At 56.8% G+C, this 21911-nt stretch carries 21 protein-coding genes and 1 riboswitch; of the genes, 10 read left to right on the forward strand and 11 right to left on the reverse strand.

Annotation, left to right across the window (positions count from 1 at the left end; genetic code table 11):
• The first annotated feature begins 19 nt into the window (after nt 1-19).
• Nucleotides 20-298 (forward strand): peptidylprolyl isomerase, encoded by a 279-nt coding sequence (locus H573_RS0109220; protein ID WP_027874009.1) that lies wholly within the window; start codon nt 20-22, stop codon nt 296-298.
• Here H573_RS0109220 and H573_RS0109225 read toward each other — a convergent pair.
• From H573_RS0109225 to H573_RS0109240, 4 genes are all read right to left on the reverse strand, one after another.
• The gene (locus tag H573_RS0109225; RefSeq protein WP_036256342.1) at nt 295-1773 is read right to left on the reverse strand and encodes a PepSY-associated TM helix domain-containing protein; all 1479 of its coding nucleotides are present in this window, start codon (nt 1771-1773) and stop codon (nt 295-297) included. The genes H573_RS0109220 and H573_RS0109225 overlap by 4 nt on opposite strands.
• Before the next feature lie 11 nt (nt 1774-1784).
• Nucleotides 1785-3890: a TonB-dependent receptor gene (locus tag H573_RS0109230; protein WP_051171165.1), complete on the reverse strand. Its 2106-nt coding sequence runs from the start codon at nt 3888-3890 to the stop codon at nt 1785-1787.
• A gap of 110 nt (nt 3891-4000) precedes the next feature.
• Nucleotides 4001-4156, reverse strand: a riboswitch (cobalamin riboswitch).
• Nucleotides 4157-4186: 30 nt separating this feature from the next.
• Nucleotides 4187-4726 (reverse strand): hypothetical protein, encoded by a 540-nt coding sequence (locus tag H573_RS0109235; protein WP_027874012.1) that lies wholly within the window; start codon nt 4724-4726, stop codon nt 4187-4189.
• An 86-nt stretch (nt 4727-4812) separates the two neighbouring features.
• Entirely contained in the window at nt 4813-5856 is a 1044-nt protein-coding gene (locus H573_RS0109240) for a transporter (protein ID WP_027874013.1), read from the reverse strand.
• A gap of 142 nt (nt 5857-5998) precedes the next feature.
• Between H573_RS0109240 and H573_RS0109245 the strand changes: the two genes are divergently transcribed.
• Both H573_RS0109245 and H573_RS0109250 read left to right on the forward strand, forming a co-directional pair.
• Nucleotides 5999-7258 carry an ATP-binding protein gene (locus H573_RS0109245; protein ID WP_161624251.1) on the forward strand — a complete coding sequence of 420 codons (1260 nt, stop codon included), beginning with the start codon at nt 5999-6001 and terminating at the stop codon, nt 7256-7258.
• A gap of 11 nt (nt 7259-7269) precedes the next feature.
• Nucleotides 7270-7809 carry a response regulator transcription factor gene (locus tag H573_RS0109250; protein WP_027874015.1) on the forward strand — a complete coding sequence of 180 codons (540 nt, stop codon included), beginning with the start codon at nt 7270-7272 and terminating at the stop codon, nt 7807-7809.
• On the opposite strand, the gene H573_RS19005 is transcribed toward H573_RS0109250, so the two are convergent.
• From H573_RS19005 to H573_RS0109265, 3 genes are all read right to left on the reverse strand, one after another.
• Nucleotides 7810-10749, reverse strand: coding sequence for a choice-of-anchor I family protein (locus H573_RS19005; protein ID WP_051171167.1), 2940 nt, complete (start codon nt 10747-10749; stop codon nt 7810-7812).
• Between the two features lie 124 nt (nt 10750-10873).
• On the reverse strand, nt 10874-12094 hold the full coding sequence (locus tag H573_RS0109260; protein WP_027874017.1) for an argininosuccinate synthase: 1221 nt from the start codon (nt 12092-12094) through the stop codon (nt 10874-10876).
• Between the two features lie 186 nt (nt 12095-12280).
• Nucleotides 12281-13198 (reverse strand): alpha/beta fold hydrolase, encoded by a 918-nt coding sequence (locus H573_RS0109265; RefSeq protein ID WP_051171168.1) that lies wholly within the window; start codon nt 13196-13198, stop codon nt 12281-12283.
• A gap of 118 nt (nt 13199-13316) precedes the next feature.
• On the opposite strand from H573_RS0109265, the gene H573_RS0109270 reads away from it, so the two are divergent.
• The 4 genes from H573_RS0109270 (at nt 13317) to H573_RS0109285 (ending at nt 16717) form a co-directional block, all read left to right on the forward strand.
• Complete coding sequence (locus tag H573_RS0109270; protein WP_027874019.1) at nt 13317-13907, forward strand: TetR/AcrR family transcriptional regulator; 591 nt, start codon at nt 13317-13319, stop codon at nt 13905-13907.
• A 21-nt stretch (nt 13908-13928) separates the two neighbouring features.
• The gene (locus H573_RS0109275; RefSeq protein ID WP_051171169.1) at nt 13929-15824 is read left to right on the forward strand and encodes an N-acyl-D-amino-acid deacylase family protein; all 1896 of its coding nucleotides are present in this window, start codon (nt 13929-13931) and stop codon (nt 15822-15824) included.
• Nucleotides 15825-15933: 109 nt separating this feature from the next.
• A complete protein-coding gene (locus H573_RS0109280) occupies nt 15934-16233 on the forward strand; it encodes a ComEA family DNA-binding protein (protein WP_027874021.1) in 300 nt (99 codons plus the stop codon).
• 181 nt (nt 16234-16414) lie between these two features.
• On the forward strand, nt 16415-16717 hold the full coding sequence (locus tag H573_RS0109285; RefSeq protein WP_234701854.1) for a hypothetical protein: 303 nt from the start codon (nt 16415-16417) through the stop codon (nt 16715-16717).
• A gap of 31 nt (nt 16718-16748) precedes the next feature.
• Here the strand turns inward: H573_RS0109285 and H573_RS0109290 are convergent, their stop codons facing one another.
• Nucleotides 16749-17213: a DUF4442 domain-containing protein gene (locus H573_RS0109290; protein WP_027874023.1), complete on the reverse strand. Its 465-nt coding sequence runs from the start codon at nt 17211-17213 to the stop codon at nt 16749-16751.
• A 148-nt stretch (nt 17214-17361) separates the two neighbouring features.
• Nucleotides 17362-18219: a LysR family transcriptional regulator gene (locus H573_RS0109295; protein ID WP_027874024.1), complete on the reverse strand. Its 858-nt coding sequence runs from the start codon at nt 18217-18219 to the stop codon at nt 17362-17364.
• A gap of 100 nt (nt 18220-18319) precedes the next feature.
• Here H573_RS0109295 and H573_RS0109300 point away from each other — a divergent pair, with 100 nt between their 5' ends.
• From H573_RS0109300 to H573_RS0109310, 3 genes are all read left to right on the forward strand, one after another.
• Nucleotides 18320-18730 (forward strand): nuclear transport factor 2 family protein, encoded by a 411-nt coding sequence (locus tag H573_RS0109300; protein WP_027874025.1) that lies wholly within the window; start codon nt 18320-18322, stop codon nt 18728-18730.
• 35 nt (nt 18731-18765) lie between these two features.
• Complete coding sequence (locus H573_RS0109305; protein WP_027874026.1) at nt 18766-19668, forward strand: NAD-dependent epimerase/dehydratase family protein; 903 nt, start codon at nt 18766-18768, stop codon at nt 19666-19668.
• Nucleotides 19669-19828: 160 nt separating this feature from the next.
• Entirely contained in the window at nt 19829-20011 is a 183-nt protein-coding gene (locus tag H573_RS0109310; RefSeq protein ID WP_027874027.1) for a DUF6435 family protein, read from the forward strand.
• A gap of 64 nt (nt 20012-20075) precedes the next feature.
• Here the strand turns inward: H573_RS0109310 and H573_RS0109315 are convergent, their stop codons facing one another.
• Together H573_RS0109315 and H573_RS0109320 are read right to left on the reverse strand one after the other, a co-directional pair.
• Complete coding sequence (locus H573_RS0109315; RefSeq protein ID WP_027874028.1) at nt 20076-20426, reverse strand: EAL domain-containing protein; 351 nt, start codon at nt 20424-20426, stop codon at nt 20076-20078.
• A 52-nt stretch (nt 20427-20478) separates the two neighbouring features.
• The gene (locus H573_RS0109320) at nt 20479-21762 is read right to left on the reverse strand and encodes a DUF2254 domain-containing protein (RefSeq protein WP_027874029.1); all 1284 of its coding nucleotides are present in this window, start codon (nt 21760-21762) and stop codon (nt 20479-20481) included.
• Nucleotides 21763-21911 lie beyond the last annotated feature (149 nt).

Consider the following 21911-nt stretch of genomic DNA (forward strand, 5'->3'; position numbering starts at 1 on the left):
CAGCCCGGGAATGCCAGCAATGAACACAGCAATGGCGCGCCACATCCTTGTCGCGACGGAGGCCGAAGCCTTGGATATCAAACGCCGCCTATCGAAAGGGCAGGCCTTTGATGTGCTGGCACGCAAGTATTCCAAGTGCCCCTCAGCGAAGAAAGGCGGCGATCTCGGCGAAGTTCGCCGCCGACAAATGGTGCCCAGCATCGACAAGGTGATTTTCAATAACGCCCTGCGCCAGACCCACGGCCCGATCAAGAGTAAGTTCGGCTATCACTTGGTGCAGGTGTATTTTCGCGGTTAAGCGCGGCGCCTGCCGGGCCGTGTCTGAAGGCGTTTCACAGCGATGATTATTGCGGTTATCGAAAAGCCAGCCCCCAACACCATCATCGCAATCACCAATACATCCCAGAGAGGGCGACGGTTCAGCAGCGGCAAAAAGTCCCAGCTATGCAAGCCGTTGTATAACCAGCGCCGCAATCGCTCGCGCTGGTTCAGCCTGCCACGCAGCTCACCCGTGAGCGGGTCAATGTGGAACCACGTTGCCTGAGGGTCGTCAAAATGCAGCCGCAGAACCGGCAACGGACGATAGCGCTGGTGGTGGCTGTAGTAGTACACGTCGTGCTCGGTCAGTACCTCAAGCCGGTAGCCGTGGCCGGGCAGCAGCTGCGCTGCGGCGTCGGCGACCTTCGCCGCCATCACCTGCTCATGCTGCCAGGACAGCGGCCGCAGCAGGTCTGTGTGGCGGGGGGAGCGCGAGCCAAGCATGTAGTATTCGCCGCCCAATCGTCGCCAATGCAGCTCTCTGTATTCCCCACTACTGAGAGCCTGTTGAAGCGCAGGCAGCGACGCCACCTCATCCGCGATTTCCCCGCCTCCGTAGTAGCGCTGCACTTGTCGTGAGTAGGGCTCGCCAGACGAAAAAATTCCCCACGGGCTCATCGACATCAAACCGCTGAACATATAGGTGGCGAAGAAGAATACGCAGATCAGCCCCAATACGTGGTGCCATTTCATCACCCCACGATAGGGGCTATAGCGACGCCCCTTGTAGGGTTTGTGCAGCCGCACACGCCAAACGCCGACAACGGCCCCACTGACAATAGACAACAGCCCCAATAGCGATAGAGCAATTACCAGCTGCGCCCACAGTTCTCCGTGGCGACGCAGCGCCGCCGGATAGAGCCAATGCAGGTTGGCCCCCAGCCAATTCCAGCCGCGTTCAAAGCGCGTGGTATCACGCAGCACCTGGCCCGTTTGCGACGACAAATAAAGCTGAAGCCCATCCTCGGCGCCAAGATCCACCCGAAAGAGCGGGCGATGCTGACGCAAGCTCGACGACAAGCTCCATTGGTCGTAGTCGATACTCGCCACCGATACCACCCTGGCGTCACCGGCAGCCAGGCGACCACTGCGCCGGGCAAAGGCCTGCGCAAGCCCGACGGCCTCCTCCGTAGAGATTGCTGCGACGGGCTCGGCTGTATCAGCGTAATACTGCTCTGTTCGGCCGTCGCTGAAACCGGCAACATAGACAGCGCGATTGCCAATGGAACGCAGACTGAGCTGAGTAACATCCGCCTCGCTCAACAACTGCCCCGGAGGAACGGCAACGGCAGAAGCCTGCAGCGGCGGCAAGCCGGCCAGTCGTTCCTCCTCGCTCAAGCCAGGATAAGGCACATACATCAATACAATGCCGCTGATGAACCACATGGCAAAGAGCAGGCACATGGCCACGCCCAGCCAGCGATGCCACAGGTATAAATACCGTTTTAGTTTCATCGCACCGCCCCTCAGAAGCGATAATTCACACTGAGGTCGGCAGCCCGTCCATCTGCCAGGATCCACTGGTCACCATAGGGTGCCAACACATAGTCGCGGGTGTCAGACAGATTTTTACCGCGCAAACTTATTTGCAGGGCATCACTGAGCTGCCAGTGAAGCGCCGCGTCGTAGACCCGATAGGACGGCAGTACCGAGGTATTACTGTCGTTGGCATAGCGCTTACCCACATAGCGCAGGCCCGCACCGAGCTGCCAGTGAGGGTGAAACTGCCAACGCAGCCACAGGTTGGCGGTTTTCTCGGCAACATTGCGCGGGGTGTTCCGAGAGAGATCATCGCCGCTTTTAACGAACTCCTCATAACGCGCCCGCGCCAACGCCAGATTAAAATCCAGGCTGACCGACTCGCTTAATTGTGAATACACCTCCCACTCGATGCCTCGGGAAGATTGCTCACCAATTTGCCGTTGCACGCCGCCGGGGTCTGCGCTCAACAGGTCGCGCTTAACGATATCGTATACCGCTAAACTGGTTTGCAAGCGCCCCTGCCAATGCTGCTGTTTTACGCCGAGCTCTACTTGCTCACCCTTGGCCAGCTCCACATCATCATTCACCGATGTCAGCACCGACCCAATCGGGTCGAGTGCGCGGCTGTATTGCGCATAGATAGAGGTTTCCTCTGACGGCTGGTAAACCGCACCAACACGCCAACTGCCGCCACTGGGCGAGGACGTGCTGCGCGACGCGCTCTGGCCGTTGCTGCGCGCAACGTCGTTGCGCTCGATCTCAAGCCGGTCATAGCGCAAGCCCAACACGGCACTCCATTGCGGCGTGATTTGCAGATGATCGTCGAGAAATAAGGCCACTTGCTGTGTATCACTGCTGAAGTCATCGCTGGTGGCACTCTGCACACCGTCGCGCCAACGGCCCGGCGCAGGCTGCTCCAGGTCGACGCTAGTGCTGCCTTGGTAAGGAGAGTTGTTGCGGTGGCTAAAGGCGATATCGTTCACTTCCAGACCGATGTTGAATCGGTTGTCACGCCCCAGTAGGGGTTGCGCTAAGGTGACATCCGCGCGATAGCCCAACTGCTCCTGGTCGTGCAGGATTTCCAGATAGAAACTCCGGTCCACCTCACCAGAGGCCGAGTTGTAGGCGTAACTCTCAACATTGCGCCAGTGGCGATCGGCACGCATGTAGTAGAGTTCACTGCGCAGTACCGCCGCCTCGCTGATCTGCCAAGTGGCAGAGAGCCGCGGCCACAAATCCTGGTAAGACACGATGGCATCGCTAACATTGTAATTGTTGCGGCGTGTCGACGGATGCACCCGACCATCGACCAGTGGCGTTCCCCAGTACGGCGCGGCATCAGTGTCGGCAATATCAACGTCAAACTGCCACGATAACTGCGCCGTCTGCTGAAACAAGACACCAACCGCCAGCGCCTGCCGATGCTCATCGGCGCGATCCACGTAACCATCGCTGCGGTGATCCACCGCATCAATGCGGTAGGCAAGTTTGTCGGATACCGCATCCCCCAGGCCCAGCGCAAAACGTCGCAAACCAAAACTGCCTGCACTGATATCAAGCTCATTCGGCGCCTTCTCGAAGGACGGTTTTTTCGGCACGTAATTCACCGTGGCGCCAATGGCGCCCACACCATTGATAACCGAACCAGGGCCACGCAGCACCTCAATGCGCGCCATTGTCCAAGTGTCGGCAGGGAAGCTGACCGTGCCACTGCCCACATACAAGCGCTTGCCATCATAGGTGCTAACCACCGAGCTGTGCCCGGCGAACCCGCGAACGGACGTGGCACTGCCGCCATTTCCCGGCGAGGCATTGGCGGCGAAGCCCGCCGCCCGCGTTAGCGCAGACAAGCCCGAGAAGTCGCCCTTTTCAGCAATGTCTTCTCCGGTGATGACCGCCACGCTGGCGGGAATTTCCATCACGGTTAAGCCCAGCCGAGACCCGGCCCGGTGTTGCTCATACAAGGATAAGCCCGCCGACGTGTCGGCTTCGGCGGTCACCGCCATTTCTTCAAGTTGAAGATGCTCCGCAAAATTTGGCGCGCACCACACCAGCCCGCTGCACAGCAGCAAACATCGCGCATTGTTCATTGTGAAACCTCAAACGTAAGTTAAAAAACGCATGAGGGAGGGGACGAGGGAATTCGACAGCGAGCCGCAAGGGCCAGAAGAAGTCCAACGCATGAAGCCCTCCGCTTCATTGCTGTTAACGTCTAAAGGCCGGTATCGGGCTCTCATCGAAATGATCACCGTTGCGGGGGCAGCGTTGGATTCACCTTGGCGGTTTACCAAACTTCCCGTTTAACCTGCCAGACCGATTGCTCGTATCGACAGGCACCTTCAGAGCGCGGGGGAGCATACCACAGCGCGCCCGCTGTACAAGCTTGTCAGGCCAGCAAGGCAAGAATCAGAAATAGCGCTGTGCCGGACAAGCTCAGCTGTAGGGTGCGTGTTTTCAGCCCTTTTGAGGCCAAACCCAAATACAAACCACTGAGCATAATCACGACCAATGCCATCGAGAATGCGATTTCAAACTGCTTATACAACGTGGGGCCGTGCCCCTTGTGCAGCTCGATTAAGGCGGCAATCAGATCGGGCTTGGCAGCGACAATATGCAGGCCATCGTCGCGCTGCAACAGCTGATAGAACTGGCGGTTGGTCGGGCGAGTATCCAGGTTTTCGCCGCGGTGCTTCAAATATTGGAAGTTGCTGTTAAGGCCCTGCTCTTGGAGTAAGTCGCGCACCTGTTGCTCGAGGCCGGGGCTTTGGGTATCGATCTTTACCGGCACAACGGCTACGGTCTCTTTTTCAATACTGCCCTTTACACCCAACAGGTAGAGACCACCTGAGAGCGCCATGATCACCACCATCGGCGCAAAGAACGCGGCTAAATACAGGTGGATATTGATAACTAGCTTTCTGGACATTACTGCACTCCCTTACAACCAAAAATGGCATGCCAGAATAGCATGCCATTGATGTCGGAGTTTGACCTAGCTCTATGACAGGCGCATTAAAATGCGTATTGCCAGCCTGCGGTTAGCGTCGAGTCCAGTTCCATTTGCGGACCGCCCAAGTGCTGATAAACCGGTTCGCCATATTCCAGCGCCAGCCGGTGCCCTTTCGCAGCCCCTTTCAGGAACAGGTAATTGAGTCCCAATGAGAGCTCGCTGCGCTCGCCGCCCTGCGCATCGGGGTCCGCCGTTGGCACCATCATCGGATTCAGGTCGTCTCGCGCGCCGTCGATATTTCCCCAGGCGCTGTGGGTTAAGCGCAGCGAAGCGCTCAACGCCGGAGAGAAGCTGTGCGCCAACCAGGCACTCACTTGGGCGCGGTTGCCAAGGCGGTAGTCGTTGTCGTTATAGTCACTGCGAATGGTCAACGCCAGCTGGGCGCCCCAGCTCAGTGACGCGTCCTGACCACTGTAAGTAACACCCGGCAGCAGGTCGACACTGCCACTACCCAGTTGCATGCGGTAGGGCAACTTAGCATTTTTCATTGCGGGCGTATCATCGCGCTCGTCAATGCTACCGGTTGGCAAGCTAAGCCCAAGGTTGGCGTGCACTCGGTGGGCATGATCAGCAGAGGTATAAAGCGTGACCAGCGCCGAGGCCTTCACGTCGCCCCAACCACTGCTCTCCGTCGTGAAGCGGCCACCCATACGCGTTTGGTGGTCCATTTCATTACTCAGATAGGGCAGCATAAACATCAGCGTTACGTCATCGCCGGGTGCATACATGGCACCAAACATATGCATTTCCATATCCATGCTTAGCGGCGCAACCATATAGGGGCCGGGGTTCATCATCGTGCCGGTAATCTCTCTGGCAGAGAGCGAGTCACCGCCGTCGAGGTTGCCTTCCATCTCCATCGCCATATAGCGATAGGAGAACATCCACTCACCCGCTTTGTGGGTGTGGTCGCCCATCACCCCGATAGGCCCATGCGAGGCGGCACCCAACGACGCGACTGGCGACACGCCTTCGTGAGCAAAAACCAAGTTTGAGCTTAACAGCGCCGCAGACAGCAGTGCCGTGCAAAGAGTAGAGCGGGACATAAAATTCGCCTGTTGTTATGACTAAGCCTAAAGTGGGATGCATGGTAGCAAAATCGCCGCCACTCTCTCTGCGACAAAATGTCGCAGTCATTCGCCTGCACTGCGACAAGCGCTATACTCGGCTCTTTACTTGGAGCCGCCTGTGAATTCAGACATCGCCAATATGCGCCGACTCTGCGCGATTCGCAGCGTTGTCATTGCCGGGCAATTCGGCGCCCTGCAGTTTGCCAAGTATCAATTGGGTTGGCTACTTCCCTACGTAACGTTAGAGCTACTGCTGGGGATCATTGCCCTATTCGCCGCCTTTTGTTGGTGGCGCAGCTATCAGCGCTGGCCTGTTACCGACTTAGAATTTTTCGTTCAACTCTGCATAGATGTCGCCGGCTTTACCGCCGTTCTGTATCTCTCCGGTGGCAGCAGTAACCCCTTTATCTCTTATTTGTTAGTGCCGCTGTGTATCTCAGCCACAACACTGCCACTGCGCTATACCTGGGGCTTGGTCATCGTATCGTTGCTGGCATATGGCCTGCTGCTGTTTTACTTCATTCCACTGGTGCCACTCTCGCCCCATGCCCAGCATATGCACAACGCGCCCGCCATCAATATGCATATGGTGGGGATGTGGATGAACTTCGTGGTCAGCGCCCTGCTCATCAGCTACTTTGTTTCCGCTATGGCGTCCAGCCTGCGCCAAAAAGAAAACGAACTCGCCCAGGTGCGTGAACGCCAGCTGCAAGACGAACAACTGCTCGCGGTCGCCACACTCGCGGCGGGTACGGCGCACGAACTCGGCACCCCGCTGGCCACGATTAAGGTGATTAGCGAAGACTTGCTGGACGAAATAGACGACAACTATGCCGACGATGTAGAGGCACTTAGCGAGCAGGTCGACCACTGCAAACAGATTCTCGATAAGTTGGTGAGCACCGCTCGCGACCTGAGCACCCAGCAAGCAGAAGCCACAGCAGTGGTTAGCTATATCGACGGTGTTATCGACCGCTGGCAGCTTATGCGCCCCGCTTGTGCTGTTGCGGTCACTATTGCCGACGACTGCAAGAGCCTGTCCATCAACTTAGACGGCACCGTCTCGCAGAGTATTCTCAACCTGTTAAACAATGCCGCCGACGCCAGCCCCGACGATGTTGCGCTGGCGGTTCATCGCGACGACATTCATTTATACATAACGATTTGTGACCGCGGCCCGGGCCTGCCGGGCGCGGAGGGGCGCATTCACCGCGCCTATGTCAGTACTAAAGGAAAGGGCCTCGGGCTCGGCCTATTGCTCAGCCACGCCACGGCCGAACGCTACGGCGGCCAGCTGCAGTGGCAGCGCCGCCCGGAAGGCGGCAGTCGCCTGGAGCTAAGCCTGCCACTGGCCGCGATTACTCAGCGAAGCTATTGAGGGGATACGCCATGACCGCTAAACGCTTTTTAGTCATTGATGATGACGACGCCTTTTGCACCGCCCTGCAACGCTCGCTAACGCGCAAAGGCTATGAGGTAAAGCTGGCGAATAACCTCGATGAAGCCCGCGAATGCTGTCAGCAATACGTTCCGCATTATGCGGTGGTAGACCTGAAAATTGACCAAGAGTCGGGTCTGAACATTATTCCTTATCTGCGCAACCGCTTCCCCGACATACGCATGCTGATGCTGACCGGCTATTCCAGTATCGCCACCGCAGTGGATGCCATAAAACTGGGTGCAGATAATTATTTGCAGAAGCCCGCCGGCACCGCCGCGATTCTCGCCGCGCTAGAGGAGAACTCAAAGCCTGAGCCAGGGCAAGCCCCTCCCCCCAGCAACGCACCGTCGCTGGAGCGTATGACCTGGGAGCATATTCAACAGGCTCTGAAGGATAACGATGGCAATATCTCTGCCACGGCGCGGCAGCTGGGAATGCACCGGCGCACTTTGCAGCGAAAACTACAGAAGCGGCCGGTTAAGTCTTAGTTAATTGGTGACGTTGCCGGCGTCGAGTTCGAAGATGCGTACATTGCCACTCACCTCGTTGCCAACAACAATGTAACCCACTCCCTCTTTCAAGAAGCCGGTCAGCCCCTCTGGGCCCACATCGCCCGTTTCGTTTTGCAGATCAGCCGCAAAATTGCGGTTGTTCACATACTGCACAAACTGCACGCCGTAGGGCGACGTCACGTCGTACACCGCAATGCCGCCGGTACGCTCCAAACCGATAAAGGCATAGACACGCCCCAGACTGGCGATCAGCGTCAGGCCTTCGGGCTCGGCACCTTTGTCGTCGCTGCGGGTGTCGCGATCGTTGGCGTTATTGCCCAGCAATGCGTGGGTCACGCGCAGCAAATCCGCGCCGGAGTCGAAGACTAAGTTGCCCTCTTCATCCCAGATCGCAAAGGACCGCGCACCGAAGGCGCTAATTTCTTCAATGTCGTTGTCAGCATCGGTATTGCCCGCTTCGCTGCTCACCTTCAAGCGGCCAAGTTGGCTGTCGTCAGCGGCAGCATTGGCGCTGGGGTTTGCCGGGTCGATATCCGGGCCACTCACACCATCGAGTTCACTGGCGCGCAGCTCCTCGGAAAAACCGCTGTAATCGCGGGCATCACCTTCGTTGGCGGTAACGAAGAAGTTCTTACCTGCAAACTGATAGGCCGCGATCGCATCCGGCTGGTACATGCCCACCACGCCCGGCCACAGCCCAAAGTTAATGGTGCCGTCGTCGTTAACATCCAGCTCATTGCCCTTCACACCAAAGTCTTTGGTGCCCAGCGCAAAAATCTCGCTGACCGATTTGCTATCGAAATCGATCACCGCTACCGCGTTGTTTTCCTGCAAGCTGACGAAGGCTTTGCTGTTGTTCAGCGCGACGCCTATGTACTCCGGCTCCAAATCCTGGGCGACACTGGCACCCGGCCCGAATACACGCACACCGGCGGGCAATTCGCTGGCGCGCGCACCGCCAACATTAAATTCACTGAAACCGATCTGCGTGACTTCCGCCGCATCAACACCGTCAGTCAGGTCAATCAGGGTTACGCTGCCTTCGGGGTCAATGCTGTAGTCGTCATTGGGCTCGCCTTCATTGGCGACCAGCAAGCGCTGCGCCAGCAGGTCAAAGGTCAACATATCCGGCCCTGCCCCCACCTCGAACGTCGCCGCCAGGGTAAGGTCTTCAAGGTTGTATAGCGCGGCAATGCCGTTTTGCTGACGGCCGCTGTTTTCAATAGCAACGGCAACGTGTTGTGTGCCCACGGCCACGCTATTGATAGCGCCCAGGTTCACACCGCTATCGGTGGCCGCCGCCGCAATATCGAGTTGCCCCAACAGCGTTGGCTGCAGAGGCGTTTCAATATCTAACACTTCGACAATACCAAGCTGGGCATTGACCACAAACAGCTGGTCATTGGTGGTATCCACGGCAACAATCTCTGCCGCGCCAGTGTCGGGTTGAGCATCAGGCCGCTGATAGCTCGCCGACTCTGCATAATCCAAGCTTGGGCGATAGGGCGGCGTGCTACTGATAATAAAGCTGCCCAGCGGCAAAATGCTGATACGGCTGCGCGCGCCAGCACTGCTTTGGTCATACACGCCATAGCGGTTATCCGACACCACGGCGACAAACGCCGAGCTGAGCAATGCCAGGCCTTCAACATTTTCGCCGAGCGCATCAATACCCGCCGGCAGCGGCATGCTCAAACTGTCAAAGCCCAATTGCTTCACGACAAAGGGCGCATCGCTGACAAGGAACTGCTCTTCCAGGCTGGGCGAGGTGCTCTCTTGATCCCACTGGCTACCCAGAATACTGGTCGCATTGGCGAGGTTGATTCGGTAGTACTTACTGACGTCGCGAGCCTGCTCAACCACCACCAAGCTGTCCACATCCACAGCGGCCGCTTCGGTTACACGCACCTCGCTTTGGCTGACAAACTCACCGTTGTCCAGCGCGCCTTTACCATCGTGTTTGGTCGCAAACTGTGAGGGTGTATCCAGGCGATACAGGTATTCGCCATCAACACTGGCAATGCTACCGTCGTCATTCAACGCCAGTTTAACGATGCGCACCACGCGTGAATCAGCTACCGCCGCCACACTGGGATTAGCCAGCGGCGCTTCCATCACAAAGTATAAAAATTCGTTGTCTGGCGTCACTGCCAAGGCTGAAATTCCGCGGTCGACTTGGCGACGAGCAAGAATACCGGGCAAGAAGCCTTCACTCACGGTATACCCGGCAGCAACGTAGTCGACGCCGCGCCCCAGGGGAACTTCGCGGCGCACAATGCGGCCGTCACTTTCTAATAACACCAGGCTGGGGCCGTATTCATCGGCCACCCAGAAGCGACCATTATTCAGCCGCACCAACGCTTCGGGGTCGAAGCCATTGGCACTGGTGCCCAGCTCATTGCCATTGGGGTCGTAACCCACTTCGCCAGACCCTTCATTCGGCAAGCCATTCACGCCAGAACCGTTCTGGGTGGAAATTTGGATCGTTTCAAGCTTCTCAATGCTGAGCTTGGTGCCCACGCCGCTGAGCTTCCACTTTTGAATTTGCGGCGCAAACTGTGGCAATGCGAAAACCGTGCCCGCATTCCCACCACACAAATTCGCTACACCGATAATTGCCTGGCTCTCTGAACAGTCAAAGGTCGGGCCGCGGTCACTTAAGGTGTAGAAAAAATTATTGCCCTCATCGGTCGAGCGAAACGCACTACTGCCGATCGACAGGCTGAGATCCAAGCTGGCGCCGCCTTGGAATTGCACGCTGCCCAGCGACTCCTCAACAAAAAATTGTCGCGAATTGAGTTCATAGGACAAGCTGCGGCTACTGGAGCTACTGTCGCCACTACAGGCAGCCAGGCCGAGTGCGGCAGCGGCAAGCACCGATAGAGTTTTTGCAAAAGCCTTGGTGGATCCCATCATCAATACGCCTTAAATCAGAGGAAAGCGCCGCAGCGCTATTTCATTCATTACTATTGTTGTTAAGTCACTGCTGCGCACAGCAAAAGGGGGCCTGCGCAGCCCCCTTACTCATCACCGCCCTGCCTTACAGTTGCGAGCGGCCTTTGTTCGCGGCGATGCGCAAGCGCAATGCATTGAGTTTAATGAAGCCTTCGGCGTCTTTTTGGTCATAGGCGCCGGCGTCGTCTTCAAAGGTGGCAATCGCTTCGTCGAACAAGGAGTTGTCTGACTTTCGACCTACTACGACCACATTGCCTTTATAGAGTTTCAGACGCACGCTGCCATTCACAAAGCCCTGGGACTCATCAATGGCAGTTTGCAGCATCCGGCGCTCGGGGCTAAACCAGTAACCGTTGTAAACCAGCTTGGCGTAGCGCGGCATCAGCTCATCTTTCAGGTGGGCCGCTTCGCGGTCCAGCGTGATCGATTCAATAGCGCGGTGAGCCTTGAGCATGATCGTGCCGCCCGGTGTTTCGTAACAACCGCGCGACTTCATACCCACGTAGCGGTTTTCAACCAAGTCCAGACGGCCAATACCGTTGGCGCCGCCAAGCTTGTTCAAGGTCTCGAGCATGGTCGCGGGGCTCAGCGCTTCGCCGTTCAGCGTAACCGGGTCACCGTTTTGGTAGCCGATCTCGATATAGGTTGGCTTGTCGGGCGCGGCCTCGGGACTAACACTCCAGCGCCACATGTCTTCTTCAGGCTCCCAGTAAGGGTCCTCCAGCTTGCCGCCTTCATAGGAGATATGCAGCAGGTTGGCGTCCATAGAATAGGGCGACTTCTTCTTTTTGCTGGAGAAATCCACCGGGATATTGTGGGTCTCGCAGTAGGCCATCAGCGTTTCGCGAGAGGTCAGATCCCACTCGCGCCAGGGAGCAATCACCTGAATACCCGGCTTCAGTGAGTACGCGCCCAGCTCGAAGCGTACCTGGTCATTCCCCTTACCTGTGGCACCGTGCGAAATGGCATCGGCGCCGGTTTCATTAGCGATCTCGATCAGGCGCTTGGCGATCAGCGGGCGGGCAATAGAGGTACCCAGCAGGTACTCGCCTTCATAAATGGCATTGGCGCGGAACATCGGAAACACAAAGTCGCGCACGTATTCTTCGCGCAGATCATCGATGTAGATTTCTTTCACACCCAGCGCCTCAGCCTTAGCGCGGGCTGGCTCAACCTCTTCGCCCTGACCGATGTCAGCAGTAAAGGTCACCACTTCACAGTCATAGGTTTCCTGAAGCCATCTAACAATGACCGAGGTGTCCAGGCCGCCAGAATAGGCCAGTACCACCTTGTTGATATCCGACATAACACACTCCGAAAAACGCCTGCAGGCACCTGGGCCGCAGGGTGGGAAAAAGGCCGCCATTTTAACGCTCTTTGCCCGCCGGTGCCATGCCGCAAGCCCGCTGGGGCAGGAATCATCACAATAAATGCCCCCGCCTCACCGCCGCGAACCGAAATTTAGCGAAAGCCGCGCCGCCTTATATCCGCGCTAGTCGTCCGCCGATACCGTGGCGAGGAAGTTTTTGTACTCCGTCAGCACCTCGCTGGGGGCTTCCACCTGCGGGTAGTGGCCGATGCGCGGCAGGCGCGCTAGAAAGTCCAGGCGGCACTCAAGCTGTTGGTAGCGCTGCACCATGTGATCACCGGAGACCGGATCAACCGAGCCATTAATCAGCGCCAGTGGCAGCTCTGCGCGCTGCAATGGCTCCAGCCAACGCTGCCGATGCTGCTTTCGGTCTCGCATATAGGTAATCAAATTATGGAAGATATGCTTGCCATCATTTTCGTTGATCAAAGACCAAAAGGCGTTTAACTCCGTGTCGCCGGGCTGAGTATCCGGGCCGAATACCCTGCTGAAATTCTTGCGAAATTGGGCAAAGCCCGACAGGCGATTCAGCAGCGGCCCAATTGGCGACAGCAATAATTTCTGCGTTAACAAGGCGCGGTGGGTTTCCGGGAATAAGCCGCCGTTTAAAAAGCAGCCGGACAACCACTGCCCGACGCCACTGCCCTCCTGCTGACGGGCTAGTAGTTCCTGCGCGACGGTGTCACCGTAATCGTGGGCCAGCACGTGATAGCGCTGCACACCCAACTCGCTGAGCACGGCCTCCACCAAATCAGCCTGCAAATGAATGCTGTAGTCGCGGCGATCGGGTTTATCAGAAAAACCAAAGCCGAGCATATCCAGGGTAATCAGTCGGTAGTCCGGGCGCAGCCCTTCCCACAAACCCTGCCAGTCCCAGCTGGATGTGGGAAAGCCGTGAATCAGAAGTATTGTCGGTTGATCTGCAGCGCCGTCATCGCGCACGAACAGACGGTGGCCCAGCACCGTTAGCATCTGCCCCTGCTCTCGCCACCGCTGCTTGCTGGCCTCATTCCACAGTGTTTTATCGTTTGCGACAGCCATTATTTCGCCCCTTGTTATTGTTGTTGCAATTACCGTAGCTAAATCCGAACTTGACGTCTAGTTCAATTTATACTGAACTAACCCTAGCCCCACAACAACACAAGGCCCACTAACACTCATGAAAGCCCTGCCCACACAACAGCGCGCACTCGCCAAACGCAATGCACTAATCGGCGCCGCTGAGCACTGCTTTGCCAAACTGGGGTACGAGGGCTGTACGGCAAAAATTGTTGCTGAACACGCCGAGGTTGCGACGGGAACCTTTTATCAGTATTTCGACAACAAAGACGACATGCTGCACACGCTGGCCGAGCAGTGGTTTTTCGAGCTCGAGCACACCCTTGATGACCACCAGAGCAGCCCGCCCACGACAGACATCGAGGCGCGCCTGGAAAACAGCCTGCGCTTTATCTACGACTTCCACGAACAGAAGCCCGAGCTCCACCAGATCTTCGAACACCGCCGCAACGTCGACGGCACGCTCGCCGACATTCTCAACCGCGGCGAAGCCAAACTGCAGCAGCACGTGGTGCAGTTTGTCCACGCGCTCAAGCTGCCCAATGCCGACCTCGTGGCCTACAACCTCTTTGCGATGGCTGAAGGCGTGGTTCATCGCCATGTATTTCACAGCGAAACGAAACAGGACAAAGACGCGGTTATTCAGCAGGCAGCCCGAATGCTCGCCAGCTATTTACACCACCCAAGCTAAACCAAAACGGGAATAACAATAATGACAAACCAACACAGCAGCATCGCCCCGACCGACATAGATACCCTGATTAAACAGGCCAAGGTATTTAACCGAGGCCATAACCCGGTTATCGAAGACATTGCCATCGGCAACGGCCGCATTGTCGCCCGCGGCTCCGCGCTCGAACCCGGACCAAACACCGAAGTCATCGACGCTAAGGGCCTGTGGGCCATGCCCGGACTCTTTGATATTCACACCCACTACGACCTGGAATTGGAGGTCGCACCGGGACTGCCCGAGTCCACCCGCCACGGCACTACCACAGTGGTGATCGCCAACTGCAGCCTGGGGCTGGCTTTCGGCGCGCAGCGCGAAAACGGCGCCGACCCCATCGTTGACTGCTATGCCCGCGTCGAGAATATTCCCAAGGGTGTACTGCGAGACTGCGCCGAGAAAGTCTCCTGGCAGACCCCGGCCGAATACCTGCACCATCTCGATGGCCTCGCACTCGGCCCGAATGTGGTCACCCTGCTGCCCCACTCCATGCTGCGCATTGATGCCATGGGCTTTAATGACAGCATTAGTCGCGACCCCAGCCAGGCCGAGCTCAGCGCCATGCAAAGTGCGCTGAAAAATGCACTCGCCGACGGCTACGTTGGCCTTTCCACCGACGCCCTGCCCTTTCACTACCTGGCGAACCAACCCAACTGCCACAAAACCATCCCGACACAATTCGCCAAATATGGCGAGCTAAAAGCGCTCACCCAAGTGGTGCGTGACGCCGGCGGCATCTGGCAGGCAACACCCCCTAAAGACAGCGCCCTGGGTACACTGAAAACGTTTCTGCTCACCAGCGGCCGCTTACACGGCCGCCCCCTCACCACCACCGTGGTCGCCGCACTGGATATCGCCAACAACAAGAAGATTGTTCGCCTGGCCCTGTTTTTGGCTCGAATGCTCAACAGCCGCTGGCTGAAAGGCAACTTCCATATGCAGGCCCTTGGCGCCGCGTTCAAAACCTGGGCCGACGGCGTCATTACGCCACTATCAGAGGAAATCCCCGAACTGCGCGCGCTCAATGAAACCGACTTAGAAGACCGCGCTGCGCGCCTCGCCATCCTCAATGACCCGGACTATATTCGCGCCTTTAAGCGCATGTGGATGAGCGGTAAACAGGGCTGGGGGCTGGCGCGCCTGAAGCGCAAACTCAAGCTCGAAGACTACGCCTTCAATCGCACTCTTGCCGATATGACCGTCGAGCGCTGCCCCATCGAAAACTGGCAGGGCAAAGACCTGCAAACCGTGTATGAGCGCGTAGTGGCAATATTGCAGCAGCGGCCACCGCAAGACCTCGGCGAAGAAGAGCGGCAGCTCGTCGAACGCGACTTCACCGCAATCAACGACGAAGCCGACTTTATGCTGCAATTGCTGCGCAGCTTTGACACCGCGCTATCGTGGAGCACGATCACCGCAAACAGGAGCCCGCAAAAGGTCCGCGAGCTGATTATGAACCCGCTTCTGTTGCCCGGTTTTAACGACAGCGGCGCCCACCTCACCAACATGGCCTTTTACGACGTGAACCTGCGCTGCTTAAAGCTGGCGGCTCAGGGCGGCGACAAGGACGTGAGCTACATGGTGAAACGCCTGACCTGCGACGCCGCCGACGTGTTCGGCGTGGACGGTGGCAGTATTGATATTGGCGACACCGCCGACCTGATTTTGGTTGACCCAAAGCAACTTGCTAATTACGACGGCCAAACCAATGTAGAGCGGCGCTACCGCGAGGAATTCCGGCACGAGCAATTGGTTAATCGCTCCGATGGCGTGGTAACACAGGTGTTTATTGGTGGCCAAAGTGCATGGCGCGACCAGCAATTTTCGCCGCAACTGGGCAAGCAAAAGTTTGGACGGCTACTGCGTCGCCGAGCGCATTAAGCCCTTCTGGCACAGGATGTTAGCGCCGGGCAAGCACGTCTAAGATGCTGTGCTACACTCAAATTGTGCATGGACCGCACACCTCTATTTCATCAACAAAAGGATTTGGATGATGAGCTACTCACTGCCACAACTCGCAACACTTATCAGTATGTTCTTTGTGCTGGCGCTGACCTTCTCAGCCCCAGCCAGTGCACTGAATATCAACACGGCCACGGCTGCCGAGCTCACCGAGCTGAAGGGCGTGGGCCCAAAACGCGCGCAAGCCATTGTGCGTTACCGAGAAAAACACGGCCCATTCCAAGACCGCGAAGCCCTGCTGGAGGTGCCCGGTGTTGGCAAAAAAGTGTTGAAGGAAAACCTCGCAATTATTGAACTCGAAGCACGCAATACCACCGCAAGCAAGTAAGGAAGGCCGTTGGCACTGGCAACGCTGCCAGTGCCCTGCCCCTTCGCAATGCCCCCTTTGCAACGCCATCTCTCTTTCTGCTTCACCAAGCCACTTTGTGAAAAGCGCTTGATCCAAGTCAGCACAGCCTCAGCCGCGGCCCCGTAGTGTTAGCTTTTGATTGATTTCAATGGGTAGCAGCATGCACTACAAAAAAATGGCCGGTACTGCCGCCGTATTCGTTTTTGCCGACCAACATGCCAACAAGCCCGTTGAGCGACAGGGCGAAATATGGAGCGCGCATGAACTTCATCTCGACACCACCCCCGCCACCCTTACCAGCAAACCCAGCATGGCCAGCAGCCTCGCCCTCGAAGGCCTGGAGAGCTACGACCCACCCCGCCACGGCGATGTGCGCGAGGTCAGCGCATTGAATGCGAGCTTCGTATACATTGAGGCCATCAAGGGCTGGGTGGAGTTAGCGTTGGATACGGAAAGCCCCTGACACAGGGCAATCCAGCCGCCCTATTTCGCCTTTACTTGGCGCGAGCCTGCGGCTTTTTTCTGATGTAAATCACCTTGCGCACCCGCGACACAAGTTGCTTGGAGGCATCGACAATATCGACGGTGAAATGAGCAAAGTACTTGTCGCCGTTTGCAGTGTTATCGCGAATATTCTGGATATCTTCATCTGAAATGGTCATCACCGCCGTGACTTTGGACTGCCCCGGTTTGATAAATTCGATATCTGCGGATTTATCCCAGACTAAATAGTCTTTGCCGAAAATCTGCATGAGCAGCAGCATAATGTGGGGGTCAACCATCGAATACAGGCTGCCGCCAAAATGCGTGCCCACCGCGTTGCGGTTATACCAGCGCAAAGGCATAGAGACCTGCAACTGCTGCCAATCCGGACTGACGTAGTCCACCTTTACACCCGCACCGATGTAGGGCGGATAACAATTAAGCATCAATTTAAATAGCCGCGGGGACAATTTCATATCGTCTACCTTACTGTCTGTAAAAAGCGGGAGAGGCGTGTATTTCCGCTCCAGCCGAACAAAGCAACGCACACTAATCGATTTATTAATGGCGCGATAGCGTCGCGCCTGCCGCTTGCGCGCTGGCTTTTGGGCCGGGCAAAGGGATTCAACGTACCCAAGGGCGCAGGGCCGTTTCCGACATAAAGTCCATAAAACAACGCACCCGGCGTGAGTCACGCAGATCAGTATGGGTAAGCAACCACAGCTCGGTGGTCACCAATGGATCATCGCAAACGGGCAAAAGCTCAGGGTAGCGCCTGGCGATGGGCGCCGTCATTAAGCCGAGCACAACACCCTGCCGAACCATTGCCACCAACTGACTGTTGCTATTGGTGCGCAAGGTGATTTGCGGGTCTTCGACCATATTGCGGAAGTAGCGATCGCCGTGATTGCTGTCAAAGGCCGCCTGCCAAATGCCCCAAGAGGCCTTATTCAACTCACCGTCGATGCTCTCCAGATACTCCCGTGTGCCATAGGCAAACAGGGAAATATCCGTCAGTTTTCGCCCAACCAACAACTCCGGCGGGTGGTCGGTGATGCGGATAAGAATATCTGCCTGAGACTGATTCAGGTTGTGTTGCGCAGAAGTGGCAAACACAGTGAGCTCGATATCAGGGTATCGCCGCATAAAATCAGCTAACGGCGCCGACAGATCGATCAATGTGGTCTCGGGAATCGACAGCGTTAAGGGACCGGCCAGCACATCGGACTGGCCGCGCATTTTCCGCTCGAAATTAATACAGCGCTCTTCCACCGCTTCGGCGTCGCTCATCAGGCGTTCGCCGGCAATAGTCAGGCGGTAGCCACTCTGGCGGCGGTGAAAGAGCTTTACCTTGCGCCGCGTTTCCAAGCGGTCGATACGGCGAGCCACGGTGACATGGGTCACACCCAGTTTGCGCGCCGCACTACTGAGCGAGCCGCTGCGCGCGAGCACCGTGAAGTAGCGAATATCATCCCAGTCCATTTGTACATTTTCTCACAATAATTGTTATTTCATTGAACTAACTATAACAGCGCAGTCTTTCGTAGACTGTAGCGATTCCATCAATTCTGGAGGTTGGTGTATGCACAGCGTGCAAGATGCCCAGGCCCTGGCGCTTCGCTATGCGCAGATTGTCGACGACCGAACGTTCGACGCCATGCGCGAGCTACTCGTCGACGACTTTACCCAGCGCGGCCCAGAGTGGCTTTGTGAGAGTGCCGATGCCTTTGTCGGCATGCTGAATCTACTCGCCGATAACTATAGCGCGACCTTTCATTTGGTTGGCAATCAGCTGGGCGAGTGGCAAGGCGACTGCTACGAAGGCGAAACCTACTGCATTGCCTCCCATATCTACGAAAAGGCCGGTCAGGGACGAAAGCTGGACATGGGGATTCGCTACCAGGAACAAGTGGTGTACGCCGAGGGCGCCTACCGCTACGCCCGCCGGGACGTGACCGTGGTGTGGACCAGCGATCACCCGCTCAATAGCTAAATTCCATTTACACGCACAATAACGAGAGCATAACTATGAATGTACTTGTTGTCGGTGGCTCCGGCTTGATTGGCGGCGACGCGGCCCTCTATCTGAAATCACACGGTCACAACGTGACTATTATGGCGCGCAACAAGCCAACAGCGCCGGCGCTGGCGGCCCTGCCTTTTTTGCAGGGAGACTACGTCAACGACGATATGGGCGACGGTCGCCTAAAAGGCTTTGATGCCATAGTCTTCGCGGCCGCAGCTGATATCCGACAACTGCCGATGGATGGCAGCGTCACGCCGGAAGACTTCTACCGGGAAGTGAACGACAGCGCGGTACCGCGTTTTTTTGCCGCTGCTCGCGAGGCCGGTGTGCGCCGCGCCGTATACATTGGCACCTTCTACCCGCAGGTGGCGGCGCATCGTATTGGCGAGTGCCCCTATGTGACGTCGCGCAGTAATACCGATGAGGCGGTGCGCGCAATGAGCAGCGACAACTTCAGCGTATGCAGCCTGAATTTACCCTTCGTGATGGGGCACATACCCGGGCTGGACATTCCCCATATTGGCGCGCTGGTGGCCTACGCCAGCGGCGCCTTAGAGCTGCCGGTGTTTGCCCCCAAGGGCGGCACAAACCACATTAGCTCTCACTCGGTGGCCCAGGCGACGCTGGCGGCCTTGGATCACGGCGAATCAGGCCGGGCCTATTTGCTGGGCGATGAGAATTACAGCTGGAAGGAATACCTCGAACTCTGGTTCGACGCAGCGGGCAGCCCGCAAACGCTCGAGGTCCGGGAGGACGACCACCCGCTTCTGCCAAATGTGATTATGTTTGCCGGCGCCGGTGCAACGGTTAGCTATGAGCCGGAAGCCGTTGACGAACTGGGCTACGACCGCCATCAGATCAAAGCGACGATCAACACGCTGATAAACGCCTACGGCGGGAAGTGATCGCTGTTCAGTAACAGGCCGTATGCGAGCGCGGCTGGCGGCCTGCTCATTGGGTCACCAATGATGTCGGGTAAGTGTGCGGGCGCTCCCCGCTCAACGCGTCACAACCAGAACGGGTCTTCCGCCGTAGATAAGAAGAAACGTTTACAAGGACCACACCATGTTTTCGCTCTTCAAAAAAGACCCCGTCGCCAAGCTCAACAAGGCGTATCTGGCCAAACTGGAAAAAGCGATGCACGCGCAGCGCAATGGCGATATCAGATCATATTCGATGATCACGGCTGAGGCACAAGCGATTGCGGAGCAGATGGAGGCACTAAAAGAAGCTAAGAGAAATAGCTAGCTTGCGCAGCATCGCTACTCTCATCACACAGCAGGTGCCCACTGGCCAGCCTCTGCGGCACTGCTTATATGCACTGATGCTGAGCTGACACGGCTTCCTGTAACGGCACTGGGCGACCAAGCAAATAGCCCTGCACCTTATCCACTCCCAGCTTCCTGAGGGCCTGAAAATCCTCCTCGGTCTCAAGACCCTCGGCAATAATTGAGCAACCGGCCGAATTCGCAAAAGCACATAGCGCTTTCGCAAGCGAATACTTTCCAGGCTCGGCATGGATATTTTGCGTCAGACTGGCATCCAGTTTGATGATGTCGGCATCAAGCTCTAAAACATGCTGAAAGCTGGCATAGCCCGCGCCGGCGTCGTCAATGGCCAGCCGCATACCTCCCTCGCGCAGCACCTCAATCGCTCGCGCCAACTTCGATTACGGCGCACAACTCGGCACCACAGGCTCTGTATTCTTATCATTATTATGCGTGTTTAATCACGGACTGGGCCGCGCTAGCAACCTCTTTGACCGCAGTTAAATCTTCATCTAATGCCAGTGCTATCGTTGCGCGCTTTAATGCTAAGTCTCTGTGATATTGCGCCGCTTTACTAATATCATCATTGCCGAGCGAATCCAGCGACGTTAAGGCTTTCTGCAGGCGTATGCACACTTCTACTGCGCCAGCGCCGTCGCGTGCGATGGCGGTAAACGCATCATCGAACATGTCGTCCACCGACACTTCCGGAACCGCGATCCGATCAAAATCCGGCTTACCCTGTTCTGGCTTCGGTCCTTCGAAAAGAGAGATCAACCGCACCATTGAGCCAATGACTTTTATCGCCGTACCGGGGTCATTTACCGCAGGGGAAAGCGCACGGGCAGCGATCTCCGACAAGGCGACTAAGCCAAACCGCGGGTCGTCCTCATAGGTGCGATCACTCCCCACCTCGAAAGACTCTACAAGGCAGCGGCAATCCGACTCTGCCAGCGCTGCACTCGCTGCATCAAGGTATGCAAGTGGCTGATTAGAACAAACAAAGGTACCCGGCAGCGCCGCCACCACCACTTTGACATCAACTTGCTCTGCCCAGCCCTGCAGCGCAGCCATATCGATGTGTTGCACGTAGCCAATCTTAGCGGCGTACACCGGCTGCCCGGTAATAACTTGCTTCGGTGCAACAACACCGCCGAGGGTTGGCTTGTCTCGCCGCCGAATGAGCGCGTCGCGTGTTGCGCTCTCGACCTTTTCAATCGTAGAGCCAACTCGGCCCAACCGCGCAATGTTGTCAACCCAGCGCACGAAGGTCACGATAACCACCGCAAACGTCATCACCGTCAGTACAAAAACAGAAAATAGACCCGCGTGCTGATAGAAATCATTTTTAACGGCAGTGAGCGCAACCACACTAAAGATAAACGCGCCGACAAATGTCGAGAGCGCATTCTGAGAGCCGTCATCGGCAAGTACCAAGGTAAAAGAACGCGGAGTTGCTGTGCCGCTGGCAGCGGCATAGGCCGATACCATAGCGCCCACCGAAAACGTGGCGATCACCAACATACTGGCCGCCAGTAACGACAGAAGGGTTTCAATTGAGTCTTTAGAAACTGCGGGAAGATAAGCGGCAAAGTGGAGGTCATCGACAAGGCTCGCCGCAAACACCACTGCAACTGACATACTGCACACCGCCAGTGGACGTACCCAAAGCTTCTCCTCGAAGCGGTTGAGCAGAAACCGGAGCCTATCCAAAGAAATCAACGTGTTCATAACACCACCCACCGGATGCTCGTATTTACCGCTAAAGCCAGCACTGATAACACCCCAACCCGCTTATTATTTTATTACTTGCTCTGGCTATTGCTTATGGGAATAAAAGCGAAATACCAAACTGTAACCAGTGTAGGCCACACCGCTAA

Source organism: Neomelitea salexigens DSM 19753 (assembly GCF_000422345.1).
Lineage (GTDB): Bacteria > Pseudomonadota > Gammaproteobacteria > Pseudomonadales > Spongiibacteraceae > Spongiibacter > Spongiibacter marinus_A.

Bases quoted from the DNA above. Each gene is read 5' to 3' on its own strand.
- H573_RS0109220 (WP_027874009.1), top strand. From the start codon at position 20: ATGAACACAGCAATGGCGCGCCACATCCTTGTCGCGACGGAGGCCGAA.
- H573_RS0109225 (WP_036256342.1), bottom strand. From the start codon at position 1,773: ATGAAACTAAAACGGTATTTATACCTGTGGCATCGCTGGCTGGGCGTG.
- H573_RS0109230 (WP_051171165.1), bottom strand. From the start codon at position 3,890: ATGAACAATGCGCGATGTTTGCTGCTGTGCAGCGGGCTGGTGTGGTGC.
- H573_RS0109235 (WP_027874012.1), bottom strand. From the start codon at position 4,726: ATGTCCAGAAAGCTAGTTATCAATATCCACCTGTATTTAGCCGCGTTC.
- H573_RS0109240 (WP_027874013.1), bottom strand. From the start codon at position 5,856: ATGTCCCGCTCTACTCTTTGCACGGCACTGCTGTCTGCGGCGCTGTTA.
- H573_RS0109250 (WP_027874015.1), top strand. From the start codon at position 7,270: ATGACCGCTAAACGCTTTTTAGTCATTGATGATGACGACGCCTTTTGC.
- H573_RS19005 (WP_051171167.1), bottom strand. From the start codon at position 10,749: ATGATGGGATCCACCAAGGCTTTTGCAAAAACTCTATCGGTGCTTGCC.
- H573_RS0109260 (WP_027874017.1), bottom strand. From the start codon at position 12,094: ATGTCGGATATCAACAAGGTGGTACTGGCCTATTCTGGCGGCCTGGAC.
- H573_RS0109265 (WP_051171168.1), bottom strand. From the start codon at position 13,198: ATGGCTGTCGCAAACGATAAAACACTGTGGAATGAGGCCAGCAAGCAG.
- H573_RS0109270 (WP_027874019.1), top strand. From the start codon at position 13,317: ATGAAAGCCCTGCCCACACAACAGCGCGCACTCGCCAAACGCAATGCA.
- H573_RS0109275 (WP_051171169.1), top strand. From the start codon at position 13,929: ATGACAAACCAACACAGCAGCATCGCCCCGACCGACATAGATACCCTG.
- H573_RS0109280 (WP_027874021.1), top strand. From the start codon at position 15,934: ATGATGAGCTACTCACTGCCACAACTCGCAACACTTATCAGTATGTTC.
- H573_RS0109285 (WP_234701854.1), top strand. From the start codon at position 16,415: ATGCACTACAAAAAAATGGCCGGTACTGCCGCCGTATTCGTTTTTGCC.
- H573_RS0109290 (WP_027874023.1), bottom strand. From the start codon at position 17,213: ATGAAATTGTCCCCGCGGCTATTTAAATTGATGCTTAATTGTTATCCG.
- H573_RS0109295 (WP_027874024.1), bottom strand. From the start codon at position 18,219: ATGGACTGGGATGATATTCGCTACTTCACGGTGCTCGCGCGCAGCGGC.
- H573_RS0109300 (WP_027874025.1), top strand. From the start codon at position 18,320: ATGCACAGCGTGCAAGATGCCCAGGCCCTGGCGCTTCGCTATGCGCAG.
- H573_RS0109305 (WP_027874026.1), top strand. From the start codon at position 18,766: ATGAATGTACTTGTTGTCGGTGGCTCCGGCTTGATTGGCGGCGACGCG.
- H573_RS0109310 (WP_027874027.1), top strand. From the start codon at position 19,829: ATGTTTTCGCTCTTCAAAAAAGACCCCGTCGCCAAGCTCAACAAGGCG.
- H573_RS0109320 (WP_027874029.1), bottom strand. From the start codon at position 21,762: ATGAACACGTTGATTTCTTTGGATAGGCTCCGGTTTCTGCTCAACCGC.